Here is a 19286-nt window from a genome sequence, read left to right on the forward strand (position 1 = left end):
ACAACTGAGAAAAGCCCAACTTTAGAGTTAAAGTTGGGCTTTTTTTATGATGTGGAATTCAGCTTTTACAAATCAAATTTAATTCCTTGTGCCAAAGGCAAACTCGTGGTGTAATTAATTGTATTGGTTTGACGACGCATGTATACTTTCCAGGCATCAGAACCGGATTCTCTACCACCGCCGGTTTCTTTTTCGCCTCCAAAAGCACCACCAATTTCTGCGCCCGACGTTCCGATGTTTACATTCGCAATTCCACAATCTGAACCAACTACTGAAAGGAAATGCTCTGCGTCACGTAAATTGTTGGTCATGATTGCCGAAGATAAACCTTGACCGACTCCATTTTGAATTGCAATCGCATTGTCAATCTCTCCAGTATATTTTAAAAGGTATAAGATAGGAGCAAATGTTTCGTGTTGCACAATAGCAAAAGAGTTGTCAGCTTCTGCAATCGCTGGCTTTACATAACAACCGCTTTCAAAACCTTTACCGGTAAGTAAACCGCCTTCCACGACTAACTTTCCGCCTTCTGCTACTACTTTTGAAAGTGCTATGGCATACATTTCTACGGCATGTTTGTCGATAACGGGTCCAACGTGATTGTTTTCGTCTAAAGGATTTCCGATGCGGAGTTGTTTGTAAGCGGTAACCAAAGCTTCTTTTACTTTGTCATACATGCTTTCGTGAATGATTAAGCGGCGTGTTGAGGTACAACGTTGTCCTGCAGTTCCCACAGCGCCGAAAACAGCACCAATTACAGTCATTTTAATATCGGCATCGGGTGTTACAATTATGGCATTGTTTCCGCCTAATTCTAATAAAGATCTTCCCAAACGTCCCGCAACAGCTTGCGCTACAATTTTACCCATTCGAGTAGATCCTGTAGCCGAAATTAACGGAATTCGGGTGTCGTTGGTCAGTAATTCTCCAATTTTGTGGTCGCCCGTAAGTAATCCTGAAATTCCTTCGGGTAAATTATTTTCTTTTAAAACTTGGGCAATAATATTTTGACAGGCGATGCCGCACAACGGTGTTTTTTCAGAGGGTTTCCAGACACATACGTCACCACAGATCCAAGCCAATGTTGTGTTCCATGCCCAAACTGCAACGGGGAAGTTAAAAGCTGAAATAATACCAACAATGCCTAGCGAATGGTATTGTTCGTACATGCGGTGACCCGGACGTTCTGAGTGCATGGTCAGACCGTGCAACTGTCGCGACAATCCAACGGCAAAATCGCAAATGTCGATCATCTCTTGAACTTCGCCATAGCCTTCTTGCAACGATTTTCCCATTTCATACGAAACGAGTTTGCCTAATGCTTGTTTGTTTTGACGTAATTTTTCGCCAAACTGACGTACAATTTCGCCACGCTGTGGTGCGGGCATCAATCGGAACGTTTGAAAAGCGTCGGTCGCTGCCGCTAACACTTTTTGATAATCGGCCTCGGTGCTGGTTTTTACCGAAGCAATAAGCTGCCCATCTACAGGAGAATAACTAGGAAGAATTGCTCCGGAAGAGAAATGGTGGTTTCCTGTTGAAGTTCCTTCGTTTATAGGTTGAATGCCCAATTGATCGAGCGCTTCTTTAATTCCGAATTGTTCTGAGATTGTTGTCATTGTAACTTTTTTTGGTTAAAATGTTATATTTTATGTAAATATACAATTCCAAGTTGAATTGCAAAAGGTGCTTATTTGAGGATTGTTTTGTAAAGTTAGTGCAATTCAAACGAAGACGTTATTTTTGTACTCTCGAATTATTTTAAAAGAAGTTCTTATGAAAAATATACTACGTTTGGTTTTGGTGTTTTGTGTAACGACTACTTTTTGTTGGTCGCAAGAAAGTCAAAAACCCGCATTTCAATTGGTTCCGTTGGGCGTACGAGGAGGTATTGACGAATCTAATTTGTCGTCGTATTTACTGGCGCCAATTAATAGTAGTGATTTTATTTGTTTGGATGCCGGAACGGTTTATGCCGGAATTGAAAAAGCGATAGCCAACAAAGTTTTTGATGTTCCTGCTTTTGAAGTATTGCAAAATTACATTAAAGGCTATTTGATTTCGCACGCGCATTTGGATCATGTTTCGGGATTAATTATTACGTCTCCCGCAGATGCTTCCAAAACAGTATATGCTACAAAAGACTGTATGCAAATGATGCAAAAGCATTATTTTAATGGAGAAACGTGGGCTAATTTTGGCGATGAAGGGCCGGGGTTTCAGCTAAAGAAATACCATTTTCAAACTTTACCTTTGCAGAAGGAAATAGAATTGACTAATACCACGATGACCGTACAAGCGTTTAAACTGAGTCACGTAAATCCGTTTGAAAGTAGCGCCTTTTTAGTGCGAAATGATCAGGATTATGTGTTGTATTTGGGCGATACAGGACCAGATTTAGTTGAGAAAAGTACCGATCTGAAGGAATTGTGGCAAGCGGTTGCACCTTTGATAAAAACTAAGCAACTGCGAGCGATTTGTATCGAAACGTCTTTTCCGAATGAGCAATCAGATCAATCGTTGTTTGGGCATTTAACCCCAAAATGGCTGATGTACGAAATGAATGAATTGCGCAAACTAACAAGCAAAAAAGACATGAAAGGACTCAAGTTAATTATCACGCACTTGAAGCCACCAACAGAATCTATGGAAAAGATAAAAGAACAATTGAAAGCGGAAAATGTGTTGGAGCTTGATTTGATTTTTCCGGAGCAAGGAAAGAGAATGGAGTTATAAAAAAAACATCAGATTGCAACCGAATCCCTAGCCCTGATAGCAGCGGCATCCTTTTGTCCCGATTTTTTTCGGGACAAAAGATATAGCGGATAGCAGGAACAGCTTCTAATTAAACTATTTTTTGGCTACGAATCTTGGATCAGTTTCCATAACTGTTCCGCATTTATCGCACGTTCGCAGCTGTTCTGAATTGTAAAAATGTTCAAAATGAGGCAAGAAATCTTTTTCGATGTCTTTGGGTTCAAAAAACACTTCGTATAATTTATGATTGCAATGGTCGCAGTGCCAAAGTAAACCGTCGGTATGTCCTTTTCCGGCACGTTTGCGCTCGATTACTAAACCGATGGAACCTGCGGAACGAACGGGAGAATGCGGAATTTTGGCGGGATGCAAATACATGTCGCCAGCATTCAGTTGCATTTCTTTGCGCTCCCCATTTTCTTGAATAATTACCGTAATACTACCTTCAAGCTGGTAAAATAATTCTTCGGTTTCATTGTAGTGGTAGTCTTTGCGGGCATTTGGACCGGCAACAACCATGACAATAAAATCATCCGATTCGGTATATAAGTTTTTATTGCCAACGGGTGGTTTTAATAGATCACGATTTTCATCTAACCAGTTGTTGAGGTTGAAGGGTTTTGCAATTGCCATTTTTGTAGTAGTTAGTTAATGTGGCTAATTTAGCGAAAAGTTTTTGTTTGGGTTGTGGTTTGTCGCGTTAACTGAAAAGGAAAAATAGGACTATTTTATTTCTTTAATCAAATAAATATATACGGCAAAGTGATCGCTAAAACCAACTTCAGTGGCCGAATGCCGCAGCGGATATCCTTTGTACGCACCATTTTGTTGAATCAAATAAGTGGGGCTGTAAATGCCAGCTTTCCAGAATTGGTACGAAGAGAATTCTTTTTGTAACAAGGATTCCGTAAATATAATTTGATCAAAAATATCCCATGAATCCCGAAAAGCGATGGTTCCTAAACCTTTATTGGCTTTATTTTCGAAAGGATTGAAGAGCCCAAATTCGGGAACTTCTTGTTTGTTTGCTTTGGCTTGCAGCGCATTTTTGATGCTTTTGTTAAATGGAGAATCGTTCATGTCACCCATGGTTATTATTTTGGCTTTGGGATTAATACCTTGTAAGGAATCGATTATTTTTCGGTTTAAAAGACCTGCGGCTTCGCGATACGGACTGGATCTTTTTTCGCCGCCAGAGCGCGAAGGCCAATGATTGACGATGAGGTGAATTTCTTCGTTTTCTAAAAAACCACTAATTAGCAATTGATCTCGTGTGAAAACTCGGTTTGCTTTTTCAGTTATAACTTCAGTTAGATCTTCGTCTGATTCTTTATCTTTTTCTATTGCTTTTAGAGGTTGCTCTTTTTTATAGAGAAGCAATGGAATTGCGCTAAAAGTAATAGGACGAAAGGATTTTTTTTGATACAACAGCGCAACATCAATACCACGGTTATCAGGAGAATCAAAGTGGATGATGCCGTAATCGAATTTTTTTAATTTGGGTTGTCGAATGAGATCTTCCAGAACCATTCTGTTTTCTATTTCTGCTCCGCCAATAAATGTGGGCGCATTGGGATTGTCGGAATTCCCGATTTCGGATAGTACGCGAGCTAGATTGATCAATTTTTGATTGTACTTTTCAGAGGTCCAATTTTGCGCTCCTTTTGGAGTCCATTCGTCATCAAATTTTGTGGGATCATTAATGGTGTCAAAAAGGTTTTCGAAATTGTAAAACGCAACGGTGTGAATGTTGAATTTTTTTTCTTGTGCCTGCAAACAAGAGGAAAGCAAAAGCAGTACTATTTTAATTCTTATTGGGATACGCATAACTTTAAATTAAGAAACTTCTTATAAAATCAAAAGTAGTAAAATCTGTTTTGGCAACAGCGTTTATTTTTGAAATTGCTATCTTTGTTACCATTACGTACTCAAACTATTTATATAGAATTTTAATTCAGTGAAAAACTCTCTTAATTTATCGGCATTTACTTTAAATCAAAACAAACTATTTTTTGGTTTTTGTCTGTTTATAATAGGTGCTGCCATTCAAGCTCAAACCCAACATATTATGATTACACCTGCTTATTTACAAAAAGGCGATACAGTTGCTTTGGTTGCAACCGCGAGGAAAAATATAGATAATAATTTGCAACCCACTCGCGATTTATTACACAGTTGGGGATTGGAAGTTGTGATTGGTTCGACCATTGGTTTAGATAAAAATCAGTTGGCAGGAACCGATGAGCAACGCGCTGATGATTTTCAGAAGCAAATGGACAATCCAAATATTAAAGCTATTTGGTGCGTCCGTGGAGGTTACGGAACAGTTAAGATGTTAGAATTATTAGATTTCAGCAAATTCAAGCAATCGCCAAAATGGGTCGTTGGATTTAGTGATGTGACGGTTTTGCACAATCATTTGAATACCATGGGCTATAAATCGATTCATGGTATTATGCCAGTTACTATTCCGAGAGCTACTCCAGATGCGGTGAGTTCAATGCACAAGGCACTTTTTGGTGAGCCGTTGTCATACAAAATTGGACCAGATCCTAAAAATCGTATGGGTAAAGGTAGTGGTGAAATTGTAGGTGGTAATTTGTCTATTCTATATAGTTTATTAGGCTCTCCGTCTGCAATTGACTGTCACGATAAAATTTTGTTTATCGAAGATCTAGATGAGTATTTGTATCACATTGATCGAATGATGATGAATTTGAAGCGAAACGGTTGCCTCGAAAATTTGAAAGGAATTGTAGTAGGATCAATGACGCGTATGAATGACAATGACATTCCGTGGGGCAAAGATGCTTTGCAGATTGTCGAAGAAATAACAAAGCCTTATAATATTCCGATTATTTTTAATTTTCCAGCGGGACATATCCGCGATAATCGTGCATTAATTATGGGAAATAAAGCAACTATCGAGGTAACACCGCAAGGAAGTACGTTGATTTTTGAATAATTGAGTTACTGATGGCTGATCATAACGAATTAGGAAAACTAGGAGAGCAAATTGCGGTCGATTTTCTGCTTGAAAATGACTATACCATTTTAGAACGCAATTGGCGTTTTCAGAAAGCGGAGATTGATGTTTTGGCAGTCAAAGAAAATATTTTGGCGGTTGTAGAAGTAAAGACGCGCTCGACGCTTGATTATGGTTTGCCTCAAGATTTTGTCAATTCTAAAAAGATACAGTTGCTTGTTCGAGCTGTAAATTCCTACATATCCGATAGGGAAATAGATTATGAAATTCGTTTTGATATTATTGCGATTCATAAAACCCTTGAATCTACTGTGATTGAACACCTTGAAGACGCCTTCTTTTACTTTTAACAATTTTTCTCATTGTTATATTTGTAACAAATTGTTTTTTATTTTATATTTGTAAAGATTTATAACAAATCAATGCTGCTTAGCCAAGCCATTACACAACCTAAAAAAGTAAAAAATCATGAAAACTGTTTCTTCAATTGTAGAAAACTACATTAAAACTAAACCCTTTTTATTGAATGCCTTATCACTTGGAATTATTAATTTGACTTCGTTGTCACGGAATATTATGACCGAGTTAGAAAGTGAATTTGGTAAAGAAGTAAAGCAAGGTGCTGTCGTAATGTCTTTGAAAAGATTAACAGAAGAATTGGATTTTAAACTGAATCACAAGATTAATAAAGTGATTAAAAATATTGGCGAAATCACCGTTCGATCTGAACTGACCGATTATACTTTTGCAGCATCAGAAACAGTATTAAACAAACAAGCCGATTTGATTTCAGACATCAATGTATTATCTGATATTTTTTATACGTCCTCTCGCGGGGTAAACGAAACCAATATTGTAGTCAGTAGCAGTATCAACAATTTGGTAGAGAAACATTTTTCGAGTGAAAAACTAATTCAGAAATTGGATAATTTGGCGTCGATTACGGTTAAGTTGCCAAAAGAAAATATCGTAGTGCCTGGAATTTATTATTTCATTTTTCAGCGTTTGGCTTGGGAAGGAATAATCATTAACGAGGTAATTTCGACTTCAAATGAATTTACTATTTTAGTGAGCGAAGGGCAAGTAGATGTTGCTTTTAAAGTGATCAAAGACTTAAAAAACTAAAAGAAGATTATTTTTTGATTTGAAGAATAATAAAAATCTCAAGTATGTAAATTAAAGTAATAAATATTTATTTGCGAAGTCTAAATTTGAAAGCAATAAAGACTTTTAAGATCATAAAAAAGCCTGTTCAAACTAATGAACAGGCTTTTTTTATATCAGATTAAGAACCGTCTTAAACCGTATGCTTCGGATTGAAACCATCTTCGCTTAATTCGGTGTGCTCATAATCGGCAACCATTTCAGCTTCGTAATCAACTTTTTCTCCTTTAGAGAATTTGTGAATGATCTTCTCCATAATTTCATAAATTACAGGAACGATGATTAACGTTAAGAACAATGACGAAATTAATCCACCAATAATTACCCAAGCCAAACCATTTTTCCATTCTGCTCCAGCTCCAGAGGCTAAGGCAATTGGTAACATACCAAATACCATGGCAATTGTAGTCATTAAAATTGGACGCAAACGAGCGTGATTCGCTTGAATTAGCGCTGTTCTAATAGATTCTCCTTCTGCTCTTCGTTGGTTGGTGTAATCGACCAGCATGATCGCATTCTTACACACCAGACCAATTAACATGATGATACCAAGAATTGTAAATATATTTAATGTATTGTTAGTCAAAGCTAAGGCCAATAATGCGCCAATAAATGAAAGCGGAATAGCAAACAATACTACAAACGGGTGTACAAAACTATCGTATAAACCAACCATTACTAGATAAACCAAGATAATTGCAGCCAACAAAGCAATTCCTAAAGTACCAAAACCTTCACTTTGGTTTTCTTGATCACCACCCCAGATGTAATTTACTCCAACTGGTTTGTCTAGTTTGTCTATTTTTTCTTGCCATTGAGAAACAACGGTACCAGTAGCAACCCCTACGTTTTGCCCTTTTACAGTTACCGAAGCCGATTTGTCTCTACGCTCTAATTGGCTAGGACCTGAACCTTCAGTAATTGTCGCGAATTGAGATAATTTGATTTGTTGTCCAGCATTATTAATGAAAACTAAATTATTTACATCGTCGATACTTTTTCTATCAAAAGCGTTGTACTTGATGTTGATGTCATACTCGTATTCACCTGCTCTAAACTTTCCATCAGTGTTACCACTATAGGCCGTTTGCATAGTCATACCTACTGTTTGGAGACTCAAACCTAACGCAGCCATTTTATCTCGGTCTACTTGTACGTTTACTTCTGGGTTTCCATCTTCTACCGTAAGTTTAATTTCTGTTGTACCTGGAATAGAACGCAACTCAGCTTCTGCTAGTTTAGCAAATTTCATGGCTTCTGCAGTAGAAGGTCCCGTTACAATTAACCCAAGAGTAGCATCTTCGGCCGTTCCTAAAATACCAACAGGAACCGTTTTTACTTTGGCACCTACCAACTCTTTTTCTAGTTCACGCTTTATTTTTGCAGCATAAACCGAAGCATCGTCCGTACGTTCAGATTGGTCAATCATTTTTACATTGATTTCTGCTTTGTAGGCAGTCGCTTGTGCAGCTCCCATACCTTCAGAAGTTTGACCTACAATTGTAATTTGACTTTGCACGTATTCTTGTGCTTTCAAAAAGGCTTCTGCTTTTTGAGTCATAAAGTTGGTTTGTTCTAGAGAAGCATCTTTGGGTAGTTCTATTTGAACTAAAAACTCTCCACTATCTGATTTTGCAAAAAACTCTCCACCAATAAAGCCACCACCTAACAAACTAAAAATTGTTCCGAAGAATAATACAAGGACAACTAATATCGTTTTGATGTAGTGATCTAAACACCAAGTTAACAAGTTAGAAACCCAGTTGGTAAAACGAGTTAATTGCTTTTCAAAACCAAGAATTATTCTTCCAAAAAGATTTTTACCTTCAATATGTTCTAGTTTTCCAAAACGAGAAGACAACCAAGGGATAATGGTAAAAGACACTAATAAAGAAAGTAATGTAGAGATAATTACTACGACGCAAAACTGTGTAATAATGTTGGATACCAAACCAGAGCTCATTGCAATTGGTAAAAATACCACGACAATTACTAAGGTAATAGACGTTACTGTTCCTCCAATTTCTGCAGCACCATCATAGGCGGCACGAACACGGCTTTTACCCATTTCCATGTGCCTGTAAATGTTTTCTAAAACCACAATCGCATCATCGACCAAAATACCTACCACTAATGACAATCCTAATAAACTCATTAAGTTTAAGGTGTACCCTAAAAGATAAATTCCGATAAAAGTAGCTACAAGAGAAGCGGGAATCGAAACCATTACAATCAACGAGTTACGAATACTGTGCAAGAAAAATAGCATCACAAAAGCAACTAAGATTACAGCGATTAGTAAATCGTGAATTACAGAGTCAGCGGCTTCTAACGTATATATTGTACTGTCTTTTGCAATTTTTAAGTGCAAGCCACTAGTCGCATAATCGGTCTCTAAACTTTTGATACTTTTAATCAATTCTTCACTTACGGCTACCGCATTGGCATCCGATTGTTTAATGACTTGCAAGATAATCGCACTTTTTTGATCTACTCTCGAAATTTTCTCGGCAATTTTTTCCGAGTCTTGCACGTCTGCAATGTCGCCCAAACGAATTTGTACGCCTCCTTTTGAAGAAACTACTAAATTTCTTAATTCAGCTACATTTTTGTATTTTCCAGCCAAACGAATCAAGATTTTTTGATCACGAGTTTGAATGTTTCCTGTTGGAAAATCTAAGTTTGAGCTTAAAATATTTTGTTGTACTTCTGGAATAGAGAGTCCGTATCCTTGCATTTTTACGGCATCAAGATTAACCTGAATTTCACGTTCTTGACCACCAATAATATCAATTTGTGCCACACCAGAAACACGCGATAAAACGGGAGCTACTTTTTTGTCGATCAAATCGTAAAAAGTCGCTTCGTCCATTTTTGCATTTGCTCCAATAGTCATAATTGGTAAATCACTCAGCGAGAATTTACTCAATGAAGGCGTTTTGGCATCATCGGGTAAGTCGCTAATAATGGCATTTATTTTACGCTGCGCATCGTTCATCGACACATCAACGTTGGCATTAGAAGTTAAAGAAATGGACACAACCGATAAACTTTCGTACGATTTAGAATCAATTTTTTTAATGTTCTCTAGAGATGCAATCGCATCTTCCATTTTTTTGGTAATTGTATTTTCAACCTCACTTGGAGAAGCTCCAGGATAAATGGTCGAAATTGTAATTACGTTTTGTTCAAATTTCGGAATCAGTTCATAGCCAAGTTGGCTATAACTAAAGAGTCCACCAAGTGTCAAAATTGTAAATAATACAATTATAATCGACGGACGTTTTATGGATATTTCGGCTAATTTCATTTTTTTCTTTTAAATAGTGATGAGCGAGTATGGAATAGTACGTAGTAATTAGCGTATGGTATTCAACAGAAGTTTAGTCTGTAGCGAATTACTAAGATTTAATTACTAGGCACTTGAATTGCTTTTATTTAATAATCTCTACTGCGTTACCATCTTGCAAGTTAATTTGTCCAGTAACAATCACGATGTCACCATCAGACAATCCATCGACAATTTCGACTTGATCTCCTAAGATTCTTCCAGCGGTTACTTTTTTCAATTTAGCAATACCATTTTCTACCACAAAAATTTGATTGCTGCTCACACTACCTACAAAAGCATTTCTAGGTACAACTTTTAATTCTTGTTTTTGGTGTGAACCAAAACTAGCTGTTCCGTACATTCCTGCTTTTAAACTGTTGTCAGAGTTGTTTGCAATTTCGATTTCCACTGGAAAATTTAATGTTTCATCTGCTTTAGAAGCAATAAATGTGATAGTACCCGAAAATGTTTTGTCAGGGAACACACTTGATGAAACCGTTACTTTATTTCCTTTTTTCAAACTAGCTACTTGGTTTTCATTTACATTCACGTTCAGTTTTAATTTTGAAACATTTACAATGTCGAATAAAGGTGTAGCAGGCATACCTGTCAAAATAGAACCAGGTTCAATGTATTTTTTGTTGATGAATCCTTTAATAGGCGCTTTTAAATGCGTATCACCTACATTGATGTTGGCCTGTGTAAGATTGGCTTGTGCATTCGTTAGGCCTAATTTTGCTTGATCCAGTTGTTGTTTGGTTACACCGCCTGTTTTAAAAGCATTTTCGTAGCGAGAATAATCAGATTTTGCATTGTCGTATGCTGCTTTAGCAGTTTGTGCGTTTACATTAATCACGTCACTTCGAACAATTACTAACGTTTGTCCTACGTTTACGTAATCACCTTCTTTTGCCAAAACGCGAATTACTTTTCCTGATTTTTCTGCAGAGAAAGTCAGTTCTTGAATCGGTTCAAAATTTCCGTTGGCTACAAAATCTAATGAAACGCCTTCGGTTTTAACTGTAGCAGTTTTTACAGAAACCGATGCGTTTTTTATGGCTACAATATCTGTTTTTGCTTTATTCTCTGCTTTGTTTTTCGTAAGTACGTAACCAATTACACCTAAGGAAGCAACGATTGCGATTATTATAAGTATTGTCTTTTTCATTTTAGTTATTTATTAATGTTTTAAGTTCTCCTTGTGATTTAATTAGCGCAATTTCAGCTAGTTTGTATTCTAATAAAGCAGTAGTATAATTATTTTGAGCCGCTATCAATTCGTTTTCGGCATCCAATAGATCAGTTAATGAAGCCAATCCTTGAACGTAATTGTTGTTGGTGTTGGTCAAAACTTCTTGTGCTAATTGTGCATTTTCTTTTTGATTATTAATCGAAATTAAACTGTTTTCGATTTGAGTTTTAGCATTGTCGTATTCAAAATCCAAAGCCAATTTGGTATCTTCCAAATCTACTTTTATAGATTCCAATTTATTTTCAGCCTGACGAACTCTGGCACGAGTTCCAAATCCGGTAAAAATAGGAACGTGTAAATTTAATCCAATAGCCGCGAAATCAGACCAGTAAACGCCGTGTGAAGGTTTTTTAAACCAAGGCATTTCTGGACCTTGTCCAATATAGTTGTAGCTTCCAGATAAGGAAAGTGTTGGGTAGTAAGCCGCTTCCACTGATTTTTTCTGGAATTCTAAAAGTTGCTCGTTCTTTTTCATCAACAAATATTCTGATCGATTAGCTGTGTTGGGTCTTTCTGAAAGTACGTTGGCACTCACTTCGAACTCGGTTTCGGGAATCGTAATTTCAGTTTCAATTGGCATTCCCATCAAAAACTTCAACGCGTTTTCCTGTAGCGCAACTGCATTTAAAGTTTGCTGGCGCTGCGTAGTAATGTTTGAAAGACGAACGCTAGTACGGTCTAAATCAATTTTTTTAGCCAATCCATTATCAAATTGTCCTTGAATAATGTCTTTTATTTTGTTGGTGTTTTTTAAATTATTATCTAAAACACTCAATTTTTCACGGGTAACATACACTTGGTAATACGCATTAGCTACTTTTTCAATCACTTGCTCTTCCGTTAATTGCGCATTGATCTGATAAAATTCTTTGGTAGATTTTGCAGCTTTCAATCCGATAAAAACCGATTGGTCATACAGTGCTTGATTAAGAGAAAGACCTGCGACAGAACTCCATTTTTGACCAAAAGCAGCTTGAATTGTAGTTCCTGGAGCACCAAAACCTGAACCATCAATAACCGTGGTTTGAATGACAGGATTGTAAGTTAAACTTCCGTTGGCTGAAATTTGTGGTAAAGCGCGAGCACGAATTTCCTGAATTTGATAGTCGCTATTTTCTACTTGTAATTTTGCTTTTTTAGCGTCGGATTTATTTTCTAACGCATAATTTATCGCTTCTTTAAGCGTTAGCGTTTTAGGGTTTTGTGCTTGCAGCGTAAAGGCAAACGCAAAGACCAAAAGAGACATTATTGTTTTCATAAATTGATTTGTTGAAATATATTGTGTAATTGTTTTTCTAATTCTTCGACTCCTTTAGTCGTGGCCATAGCTCTTGTGTGATATTCTAATGCTTCGAGTTCTATTTTACGAGCTTCAATTTCAGAACTGGTGTTTTCATTGATGTTAAAAATTAAGATGTAATAAAAACGAACGTAATAGTCAATGTTGATGTCTGAGCGGTATAATCCTTGATTTATTCCTTTAGTAATATTTTCATAAAAGCAGGATTTACATTCGTCAATTTCTACCCTTAAAACGTTTTGATAAATCTCTGGATAATGCTTCTTTAGCTGATAAATTGGAGAACTATCTGACGATTTAAACATTTCTTTAAACATCTTTCTAATCTCAAAATTTTCCCTAATCGCATTATGATTGTTGGAAACAATGGTGTCAATTACAAAGTGAACCTGTTCGTGAACCAGTGCGGTACTTTGCTCGATCAATTTTTCTTTGTTGCAGAAATACTTGTATATCGTCTTCTTTGAAATACACATTTCTCCTGCAATATCATCCATAGTGACACTTTTGAATCCTAATTTTAAAAATAGTTCACTAGCTTTTTCTATGATTTTTTCTTTCATACAGATAGAGTTTATTTTTTTTCTCGGTGTTGTTTGTAACCTTTTATGTCTAGCAAATCGATTGTCTATTAATAGGCCATTTTTTTATAAGACCCTTAAAACTAAAGAAGGAAACTATTTTAGTTTACCTAGTTTTCTGTTTTTTCATGAATTAGATACTAAATTCGAAATTGGCAATGAATTGAATGTCTTTTCCAATCGCAAATCCGTTATTGGTGCTCATGTTACTATTCATTAGACCAAAGTCTTGACGATTGATGTTTCCTGTAATTTCAAAAGCAACTTTTTTATTGCCATTGTAGGTATCCGAATCAATGTACTCTGCTTGTAATTCTACTACTCGCGTCACATCTTTGATAGTAAGGTTCCCCTTAAAGAAGTTGATATTTTTATTTATTTTTTGAAAAGAAGTCGATTCAAAACTCAATACAGGCACTTCGTCATTGTTGAATAGATCCAACAATTGCATGTAGTTTTTAGCCGATTCTCTACGATTTGTCTTTAGACTATTGCCCATTGAAAAGGCAACAGAAGCATCTTCGACTTCATTACCGTCAAAATCTACATAACCTGCAAAAGTATTCGAGTTTCCAGCCAAATAACCAATCGTGTTGTGTCTACTTTGTAGTAAAACGTCTGATTGTGCTGGGTTTATTTTCCATTTGGTCTTCATAAACAACTAATTTAGTATTGGTATCTAGTAGTTTGTGCGTTTATTCACAAAAAACAACGGTGCAAAGATAGAAAGGAAACTCTAAACACCAATAAAGTTTCCAATGTTTTTTCTAAATTTTTTTATTTTGTTGTTATTGCCTTTTTTCAATACTTGATCTTCATTCGAAGAAGAGTGCTAAACAGCAACATTTGATGTCGTTTTATTGTGATGGTAGTTGTATATTTGAATCCAAAAAAATCTCCAGTTTAATTATGTACGCAATTACGGACTATCAATCCTTTTTTATAGAATATTTAAAAAAGCAATCCATTACCAAAGAGCCTCAAAACTTATACATGCCAATTGATTATATTTTACATCTTGGCGGAAAACGCATGCGTCCTGTTTTGACGTTAATGGCCGCAGAAATTTTCGATATTTCTTATGTAGAAGCACTTCCAGCAGCGATGGCAGTAGAGGTTTTTCATAATTTTTCTTTAGTGCATGATGACATTATGGATGCCGCTCCGTTGCGACGTGGACAAGTAACGGTTCATGAAAAATGGGATTTAAACACCGGTATTCTTTCTGGAGATGCCATGCTAATCTTGGCTTACCAGTACTTTGAACAATACGAACCGGTAATCTTTAGAGATCTTGCAAAACTATTTAGTAAAACGGCATTAGAGGTTTGCGAAGGACAACAATTAGACGTTGACTTTGAAGTTCGTGATGATGTTACGATCCCCGAGTATTTACAGATGATTCAATATAAAACGGCTGTTTTAGTGGCAGCAGCTTTAAAAATGGGAGCAATTGTAGCAGATACTACTAAGGAAAACGCTGATTTAATTTATGAATTCGGTCTGAATTTAGGTTTAGCTTTTCAGTTGCAAGACGATTATTTAGATGCATTTGGTGATCCAGAAACTTTTGGCAAGCAAGTGGGAGGAGATATTATTGAAAATAAAAAGACCTATTTGTATCTTAAAGCCATGCAGTTTTCTAGCGAGAGTCAAAAAGTGCAATTGAAAGGATTTTTTGGAGTACAATTGGACAATAGTGAGGAAAAGATAGAAGCCGTAAAAGAAATTTTTAATGAATCTGGTGCTTCAAAAATGACTCAGGAAGCTATTGAAGAATATACTTTGAAAGCTTTTGAAACATTGAAAAAAATGACAATCGCCGAAGAAAAGAAATCCATTTTGGTGACTTTTGGAAAAAATTTAATGAAACGTAAAGTGTAACGCTGAAGGTATGATGTTTGTAGCGCCCCAAAATACCGATCTTTTATTGCAAGAAGCCGAAAAGCTTGCTTTGTATTTAAGCTTAGTAGAACAACTCAACAAGGATTTTAATTTAGCTAACGAGGGAATTGATTTTCCGTTGAGTATAGCTCCAGACGAATTAAAAATTCAGTTGCACGAAAAGGTGTATCGAATGATTCAGTATAAATTTGCCGAATACTTAAATTTGCTCTACATTATAGATGTTTCCGAAGCTGAAATTAAAAAACTGGACGGTTCAGACTTAGTTTTGCTTGCTGAGCAAGTTGCTTTTTTAATTTTAAAAAGAGAATGGCAAAAAGTGTGGTTTAGAAATCATTATAAGTAGGTTTTTTTTGAGAAAGACTCGAATTTTTTGAGTTGTAGTTTTTGATTCAAATGATTTCTGCTTCGCAATATTTTCTAAGATACTTTGACTCGAAGAAAAATACAGTTTAAATCTTCCACGCTTTCGATCTTTTAAGTTCTATGTTTTACTTAAAAATATACCCTAACAAAAGGCATAAAAGGTTCGGCGTAAATGCTTTTGTCTTTATTGTATAGAACGTCGTAACGAACGCCTACAGTTATGTTTTGAGTTCTATAACCTGCTCCTAAATATAAAGCGGTGTTCCAATATTTGTCAGATAAATTTCCGCCCTCCAACTCGTAAGTAGTATTAAATCTAGTTTCTTCTAATTCAGCAGAAAGTTGCACTTGTGGTATCGGATTAACTAATCCGATAATACTTCCTCCATAATAAAAAGAGTTATAGTAATCAGTATTTACATAGCCGAACAATAAACTAGCTCCCGCCGATACAATTGGATTGATATTGTAAATCGCACTGGGTGAGACCGTAATGTCGGTGTATCCAGAGCCGATATTAAGGCCGAGGCCACCTCCAAATTGCACTTTATCCCAAAAATTAGGACCTTGATTTATGGCCGGATTGTTTTGTTGCGCAATCGTTGTATCTGAAAATAATAGAAAAACGATGCAAAAAAGATTTATGAAAACGATTGAGCTTTGAGTATTCTTCATAACAAGATGGTTTTTAACAAATTTTTACGTAAAAGTAAGTAAAAAAGAGATTTAAATAATTTGTATTGTCGTACTTTTGTCGAACTATTTAACAAAAAGTATATTCACTAAATATTATGGATAGGTTTTCATTTTTAAATGCAGCACACACGGAGTTTTTCGCTCAATTGTACGATCAATATATAGAGAATCCAGACAGCGTCGAGCCAAGTTGGAGAAGTTTTTTCCAAGGTTTCGATTTTGGAATGACCACTTACGGTGAAGAGAATCAAACTCAAGCACCGGTACAACAAATGGCCGATTATGCTGCTAATGCACCAGCAGATTGCAGTTTGGTTTCTGAAAAATTACAAAAAGAATTTAATGTTCTTAAATTGATAGAGGGCTACAGAGTTCGTGGTCACTTGTTTACAATGACCAATCCTGTTCGTGATCGTCGAAAGTCGTCACCTTCTTTAGAAATTGAAACTTTTGATTTATCAAGTTCCGATTTAAACACCGTTTTCGACGCCGCAAAAATATTAGGGTTACAAAGTGCGACACTGCAAGAAATCGTTAATCATCTAAAATCAGTTTATTGTCAACACATTGGAATCGAATACATGTACATTCGAAATCCTGGTGTAGTGCAATGGATTCAAGATAAATTAAGTGTAAATGCGAATCAGCCAAGTTTTAATTCTTCAGAGAAAAAGAACATTTTAAATAAATTAAATGAAGCGGTTTCTTTTGAGAATTTCTTACATACTAAATACGTAGGTCAAAAACGTTTCTCGCTTGAAGGAGGAGAAACAATTATTCCGGCTTTGGATGCTTTAATAGAAAAAGCTGCCGAAAAAGGAGTAGAGCAATTCGTTATGGGAATGGCACACCGTGGTCGTTTGAACGTTTTAGCGAACATATTTGGAAAATCAACACAAGATATATTTGGAGAGTTTGATGGTAAAGATTACGATCAAGAATACTTTGATGGTGACGTAAAATACCACTTAGGGCTTACTGCTGATAAGGTTACTGCTTCAGGTAAAAAAATAAACATCAATTTAGCGCCAAATCCTTCGCATTTAGAAACAGTAGGTGCGGTTATCGAAGGAATCACTCGTGCCAAACAAGACCGTCATTATGCGGATGATTTCTCAAAAGTTTTGCCAATTGCCGTTCACGGTGATGCTGCGATTGCGGGTCAAGGTCTTTTGTATGAAATTATTCAAATGGCACTTTTGGATGGATACAAAACTGGTGGAACAATTCATATTGTAATTAACAATCAAGTTGGTTTTACGACTAATTATTTGGACGCTCGTTCATCTACCTATTGTACAGATATTGCCAAAGTTACTTTGTCGCCAGTATTGCACGTAAATGCCGATGATGCGGAAGCAGTTGTTCATGCAGTTTCGTTTGCTTTGGACTACAGAATGAAATATGGTCGTGACGTATTTATCGATTTATTAGGATATAGAAAATACGGTCATAACGAAGGTGATGAGCCTCGTTTTACACAACCGGTTTTATATAAATTAATTGCAAAACATAAAAATCCACGTGACATATATGCTGATAAATTGTTAACAGAAGGAGTTATTGATGCTACCTACGTAAATGGTTTAGAAGAAGCGTATAAGGCGAAAATGGAAGAAAATCTGGAAGCATCTAGAAAGAAAGAGCTTACCGTAATTACACCATTTATGCAAAATGAATGGCAAGGTTTCGCCCAAGTAAGTGATGATGTAATGCTTCAAAATGTAGATACTTCTTATTCAAAAGAAGAATTAAAAAAAGTGGCTACTGCAGTTTCTAATTTGCCTGCAGATAAAAAGTTCATTAAGAAAATTGAAAAATTAATTAATGCTCGTAAAACAATGTTTTTTGAAACAGACAAACTGGATTGGGGAATGGCAGAGCACTTAGCTTACGGTTCACTTTTGCAAGAAGGTTTTGATGTTCGTATTTCTGGTCAAGATGTCGAGAGAGGAACTTTCTCACACCGTCATGCTGTTGTTAAAGTGGAGGATTCTGAGGAAGAAGTAATTCTAATTAATAATTTAGAGAATAAAAAAGGACAGTTTCAAATTTACAACTCATTGCTTTCAGAATATGGAGTATTAGGTTTTGATTATGGATACGCTTTAGCAAGTCCTAAAACACTGACAATTTGGGAAGCACAATTTGGAGATTTCTCTAACGGTGCTCAAATTATCATCGATCAATATATTTCTTGTGGAGAAGACAAATGGAACAATCAAAACGGTATTGTTTTATTATTGCCCCATGGATATGAAGGCCAAGGTGCAGAGCATTCTTCGGCTAGAATGGAACGTTACTTGCAATTGTGTGCGAGACAAAACATGTACGTTGCCGATTGTACTACTCCAGCAAACTTCTTTCACTTGTTAAGAAGACAAATGAAGACCAATTTCCGTAAACCATTAATTGTGTTTACACCAAAGAGTTTGTTGCGTGACCCACGTTGTGTTTCTTCAATTGAAGAGTTAGCAACTGGAAGCTTTCAAGAAACAATTGATGACGTTACTGTAGATAAAAATGAAGTTAAGACATTGGTTTTCTGTACAGGTAAATTCTATTACGACATTACAGCTGAGAGAGAAACTAATGGACGTACTGATGTAGCAGTAGTTCGTATCGAACAATTGTTTCCATTTCCTGCAGATCAAATCAAAGCGATTATTGCAAAATATCCAAACGCAGACGATTATGTTTGGGCACAAGAAGAGCCTAAAAATATGGGAGCGTACAGCTTTATGTTAATGAACTTCGACTTCATAAAATGGAGATTGGCTTCATTAAAAGCATATTCAGCACCAGCAGCGGGAAGTTACACTCGTGCAAAACGCCGTCATGCAGATGCAATACGAATGGTATTTGATAAAAATTTATTTAGATAATTAAAAATTGTTTCAAGTTTAAAGTTTCAGATTTTATTTCGAATCTGAAACTTTAAACCAATT

Annotated in this window: 16 protein-coding genes; 7 read left to right on the forward strand and 9 right to left on the reverse strand. The window is 36.1% G+C overall.

Annotation, left to right across the window (positions count from 1 at the left end; genetic code table 11):
- Positions 1 to 65: 65 nt before the first annotated feature.
- Positions 66 to 1619 carry an aldehyde dehydrogenase family protein gene (locus tag AP058_RS14540; protein ID WP_066312451.1) on the reverse strand — a complete coding sequence of 518 codons (1554 nt, stop codon included), beginning with the start codon at positions 1617 to 1619 and terminating at the stop codon, positions 66 to 68.
- A 157-nt stretch (positions 1620 to 1776) separates the two neighbouring features.
- Between AP058_RS14540 and AP058_RS14545 the strand changes: the two genes are divergently transcribed.
- Positions 1777 to 2736, forward strand: coding sequence for an MBL fold metallo-hydrolase (locus tag AP058_RS14545; protein WP_066312452.1), 960 nt, complete (start codon positions 1777 to 1779; stop codon positions 2734 to 2736).
- A 114-nt stretch (positions 2737 to 2850) separates the two neighbouring features.
- On the opposite strand, the gene AP058_RS14550 is transcribed toward AP058_RS14545, so the two are convergent.
- Positions 2851 to 3390 (reverse strand): 3-hydroxyanthranilate 3,4-dioxygenase, encoded by a 540-nt coding sequence (locus AP058_RS14550; RefSeq protein WP_066312457.1) that lies wholly within the window; start codon positions 3388 to 3390, stop codon positions 2851 to 2853.
- Between the two features lie 90 nt (positions 3391 to 3480).
- Positions 3481 to 4584, reverse strand: a complete 1104-nt coding sequence (locus AP058_RS14555) for an endonuclease (RefSeq protein ID WP_066312459.1) — start codon at positions 4582 to 4584, stop codon at positions 3481 to 3483.
- Positions 4585 to 4825: 241 nt separating this feature from the next.
- Between AP058_RS14555 and AP058_RS14560 the strand changes: the two genes are divergently transcribed.
- From AP058_RS14560 to AP058_RS14570, 3 genes are all read left to right on the forward strand, one after another.
- A complete protein-coding gene (locus AP058_RS14560) occupies positions 4826 to 5722 on the forward strand; it encodes an LD-carboxypeptidase (protein WP_066313505.1) in 897 nt (298 codons plus the stop codon).
- Positions 5723 to 5733: 11 nt separating this feature from the next.
- Entirely contained in the window at positions 5734 to 6093 is a 360-nt protein-coding gene (locus AP058_RS14565) for a YraN family protein (RefSeq protein WP_066312462.1), read from the forward strand.
- Positions 6094 to 6211: 118 nt separating this feature from the next.
- Positions 6212 to 6868: an aspartate kinase gene (locus AP058_RS14570; protein WP_066312465.1), complete on the forward strand. Its 657-nt coding sequence runs from the start codon at positions 6212 to 6214 to the stop codon at positions 6866 to 6868.
- Between the two features lie 172 nt (positions 6869 to 7040).
- Here AP058_RS14570 and AP058_RS14575 read toward each other — a convergent pair whose 3' ends face one another.
- The 5 genes from AP058_RS14575 to AP058_RS14595 all read right to left on the reverse strand — a co-directional run bounded on the left by AP058_RS14575 (position 7041) and on the right by AP058_RS14595 (position 14026).
- Positions 7041 to 10217 carry an efflux RND transporter permease subunit gene (locus AP058_RS14575; RefSeq protein ID WP_066312473.1) on the reverse strand — a complete coding sequence of 1059 codons (3177 nt, stop codon included), beginning with the start codon at positions 10215 to 10217 and terminating at the stop codon, positions 7041 to 7043.
- Positions 10218 to 10341: 124 nt separating this feature from the next.
- On the reverse strand, positions 10342 to 11406 hold the full coding sequence (locus AP058_RS14580; protein ID WP_066312476.1) for an efflux RND transporter periplasmic adaptor subunit: 1065 nt from the start codon (positions 11404 to 11406) through the stop codon (positions 10342 to 10344).
- A gap of 1 nt (position 11407) precedes the next feature.
- Positions 11408 to 12748 (reverse strand): TolC family protein, encoded by a 1341-nt coding sequence (locus AP058_RS14585; protein ID WP_066312477.1) that lies wholly within the window; start codon positions 12746 to 12748, stop codon positions 11408 to 11410.
- The gene (locus tag AP058_RS14590) at positions 12745 to 13353 is read right to left on the reverse strand and encodes a TetR/AcrR family transcriptional regulator (RefSeq protein ID WP_066312480.1); all 609 of its coding nucleotides are present in this window, start codon (positions 13351 to 13353) and stop codon (positions 12745 to 12747) included. The genes AP058_RS14585 and AP058_RS14590 overlap by 4 nt, the downstream gene beginning before the upstream one ends.
- Positions 13354 to 13504: 151 nt before the next feature.
- Positions 13505 to 14026, reverse strand: a complete 522-nt coding sequence (locus tag AP058_RS14595; RefSeq protein ID WP_066312483.1) for a YceI family protein — start codon at positions 14024 to 14026, stop codon at positions 13505 to 13507.
- A gap of 254 nt (positions 14027 to 14280) precedes the next feature.
- Between AP058_RS14595 and AP058_RS14600 the strand changes: the two genes are divergently transcribed.
- A complete protein-coding gene (locus AP058_RS14600; protein ID WP_066312485.1) occupies positions 14281 to 15255 on the forward strand; it encodes a polyprenyl synthetase family protein in 975 nt (324 codons plus the stop codon).
- A gap of 13 nt (positions 15256 to 15268) precedes the next feature.
- The gene (locus AP058_RS14605) at positions 15269 to 15622 is read left to right on the forward strand and encodes a hypothetical protein (RefSeq protein WP_066312486.1); all 354 of its coding nucleotides are present in this window, start codon (positions 15269 to 15271) and stop codon (positions 15620 to 15622) included.
- A gap of 149 nt (positions 15623 to 15771) precedes the next feature.
- Here the strand turns inward: AP058_RS14605 and AP058_RS14610 are convergent, their stop codons facing one another.
- Positions 15772 to 16317 carry a hypothetical protein gene (locus AP058_RS14610; RefSeq protein WP_066312491.1) on the reverse strand — a complete coding sequence of 182 codons (546 nt, stop codon included), beginning with the start codon at positions 16315 to 16317 and terminating at the stop codon, positions 15772 to 15774.
- Positions 16318 to 16433: 116 nt separating this feature from the next.
- Between AP058_RS14610 and AP058_RS14615 the strand changes: the two genes are divergently transcribed.
- Complete coding sequence (locus AP058_RS14615; protein ID WP_066312493.1) at positions 16434 to 19223, forward strand: 2-oxoglutarate dehydrogenase E1 component; 2790 nt, start codon at positions 16434 to 16436, stop codon at positions 19221 to 19223.
- Positions 19224 to 19286: the final 63 nt, after the last annotated feature.

This window comes from Flavobacterium sp. TAB 87 (genome assembly GCF_001529295.1).
Classification (GTDB): Bacteria; Bacteroidota; Bacteroidia; order Flavobacteriales; family Flavobacteriaceae; genus Flavobacterium.

Coding starts and splice junctions, on each gene's coding strand:
- AP058_RS14540 (WP_066312451.1), bottom strand. CDS start 1,619: ATGACAACAATCTCAGAACAATTCGGAATTAAAGAAGCGCTCGATCAA.
- AP058_RS14545 (WP_066312452.1), top strand. CDS start 1,777: ATGAAAAATATACTACGTTTGGTTTTGGTGTTTTGTGTAACGACTACT.
- AP058_RS14550 (WP_066312457.1), bottom strand. CDS start 3,390: ATGGCAATTGCAAAACCCTTCAACCTCAACAACTGGTTAGATGAAAAT.
- AP058_RS14555 (WP_066312459.1), bottom strand. CDS start 4,584: ATGCGTATCCCAATAAGAATTAAAATAGTACTGCTTTTGCTTTCCTCT.
- AP058_RS14560 (WP_066313505.1), top strand. CDS start 4,826: ATGATTACACCTGCTTATTTACAAAAAGGCGATACAGTTGCTTTGGTT.
- AP058_RS14565 (WP_066312462.1), top strand. CDS start 5,734: ATGGCTGATCATAACGAATTAGGAAAACTAGGAGAGCAAATTGCGGTC.
- AP058_RS14570 (WP_066312465.1), top strand. CDS start 6,212: ATGAAAACTGTTTCTTCAATTGTAGAAAACTACATTAAAACTAAACCC.
- AP058_RS14575 (WP_066312473.1), bottom strand. CDS start 10,217: ATGAAATTAGCCGAAATATCCATAAAACGTCCGTCGATTATAATTGTA.
- AP058_RS14580 (WP_066312476.1), bottom strand. CDS start 11,406: ATGAAAAAGACAATACTTATAATAATCGCAATCGTTGCTTCCTTAGGT.
- AP058_RS14585 (WP_066312477.1), bottom strand. CDS start 12,748: ATGAAAACAATAATGTCTCTTTTGGTCTTTGCGTTTGCCTTTACGCTG.
- AP058_RS14590 (WP_066312480.1), bottom strand. CDS start 13,353: ATGAAAGAAAAAATCATAGAAAAAGCTAGTGAACTATTTTTAAAATTA.
- AP058_RS14595 (WP_066312483.1), bottom strand. CDS start 14,026: ATGAAGACCAAATGGAAAATAAACCCAGCACAATCAGACGTTTTACTA.
- AP058_RS14600 (WP_066312485.1), top strand. CDS start 14,281: ATGTACGCAATTACGGACTATCAATCCTTTTTTATAGAATATTTAAAA.
- AP058_RS14605 (WP_066312486.1), top strand. CDS start 15,269: ATGTTTGTAGCGCCCCAAAATACCGATCTTTTATTGCAAGAAGCCGAA.
- AP058_RS14610 (WP_066312491.1), bottom strand. CDS start 16,317: ATGAAGAATACTCAAAGCTCAATCGTTTTCATAAATCTTTTTTGCATC.
- AP058_RS14615 (WP_066312493.1), top strand. CDS start 16,434: ATGGATAGGTTTTCATTTTTAAATGCAGCACACACGGAGTTTTTCGCT.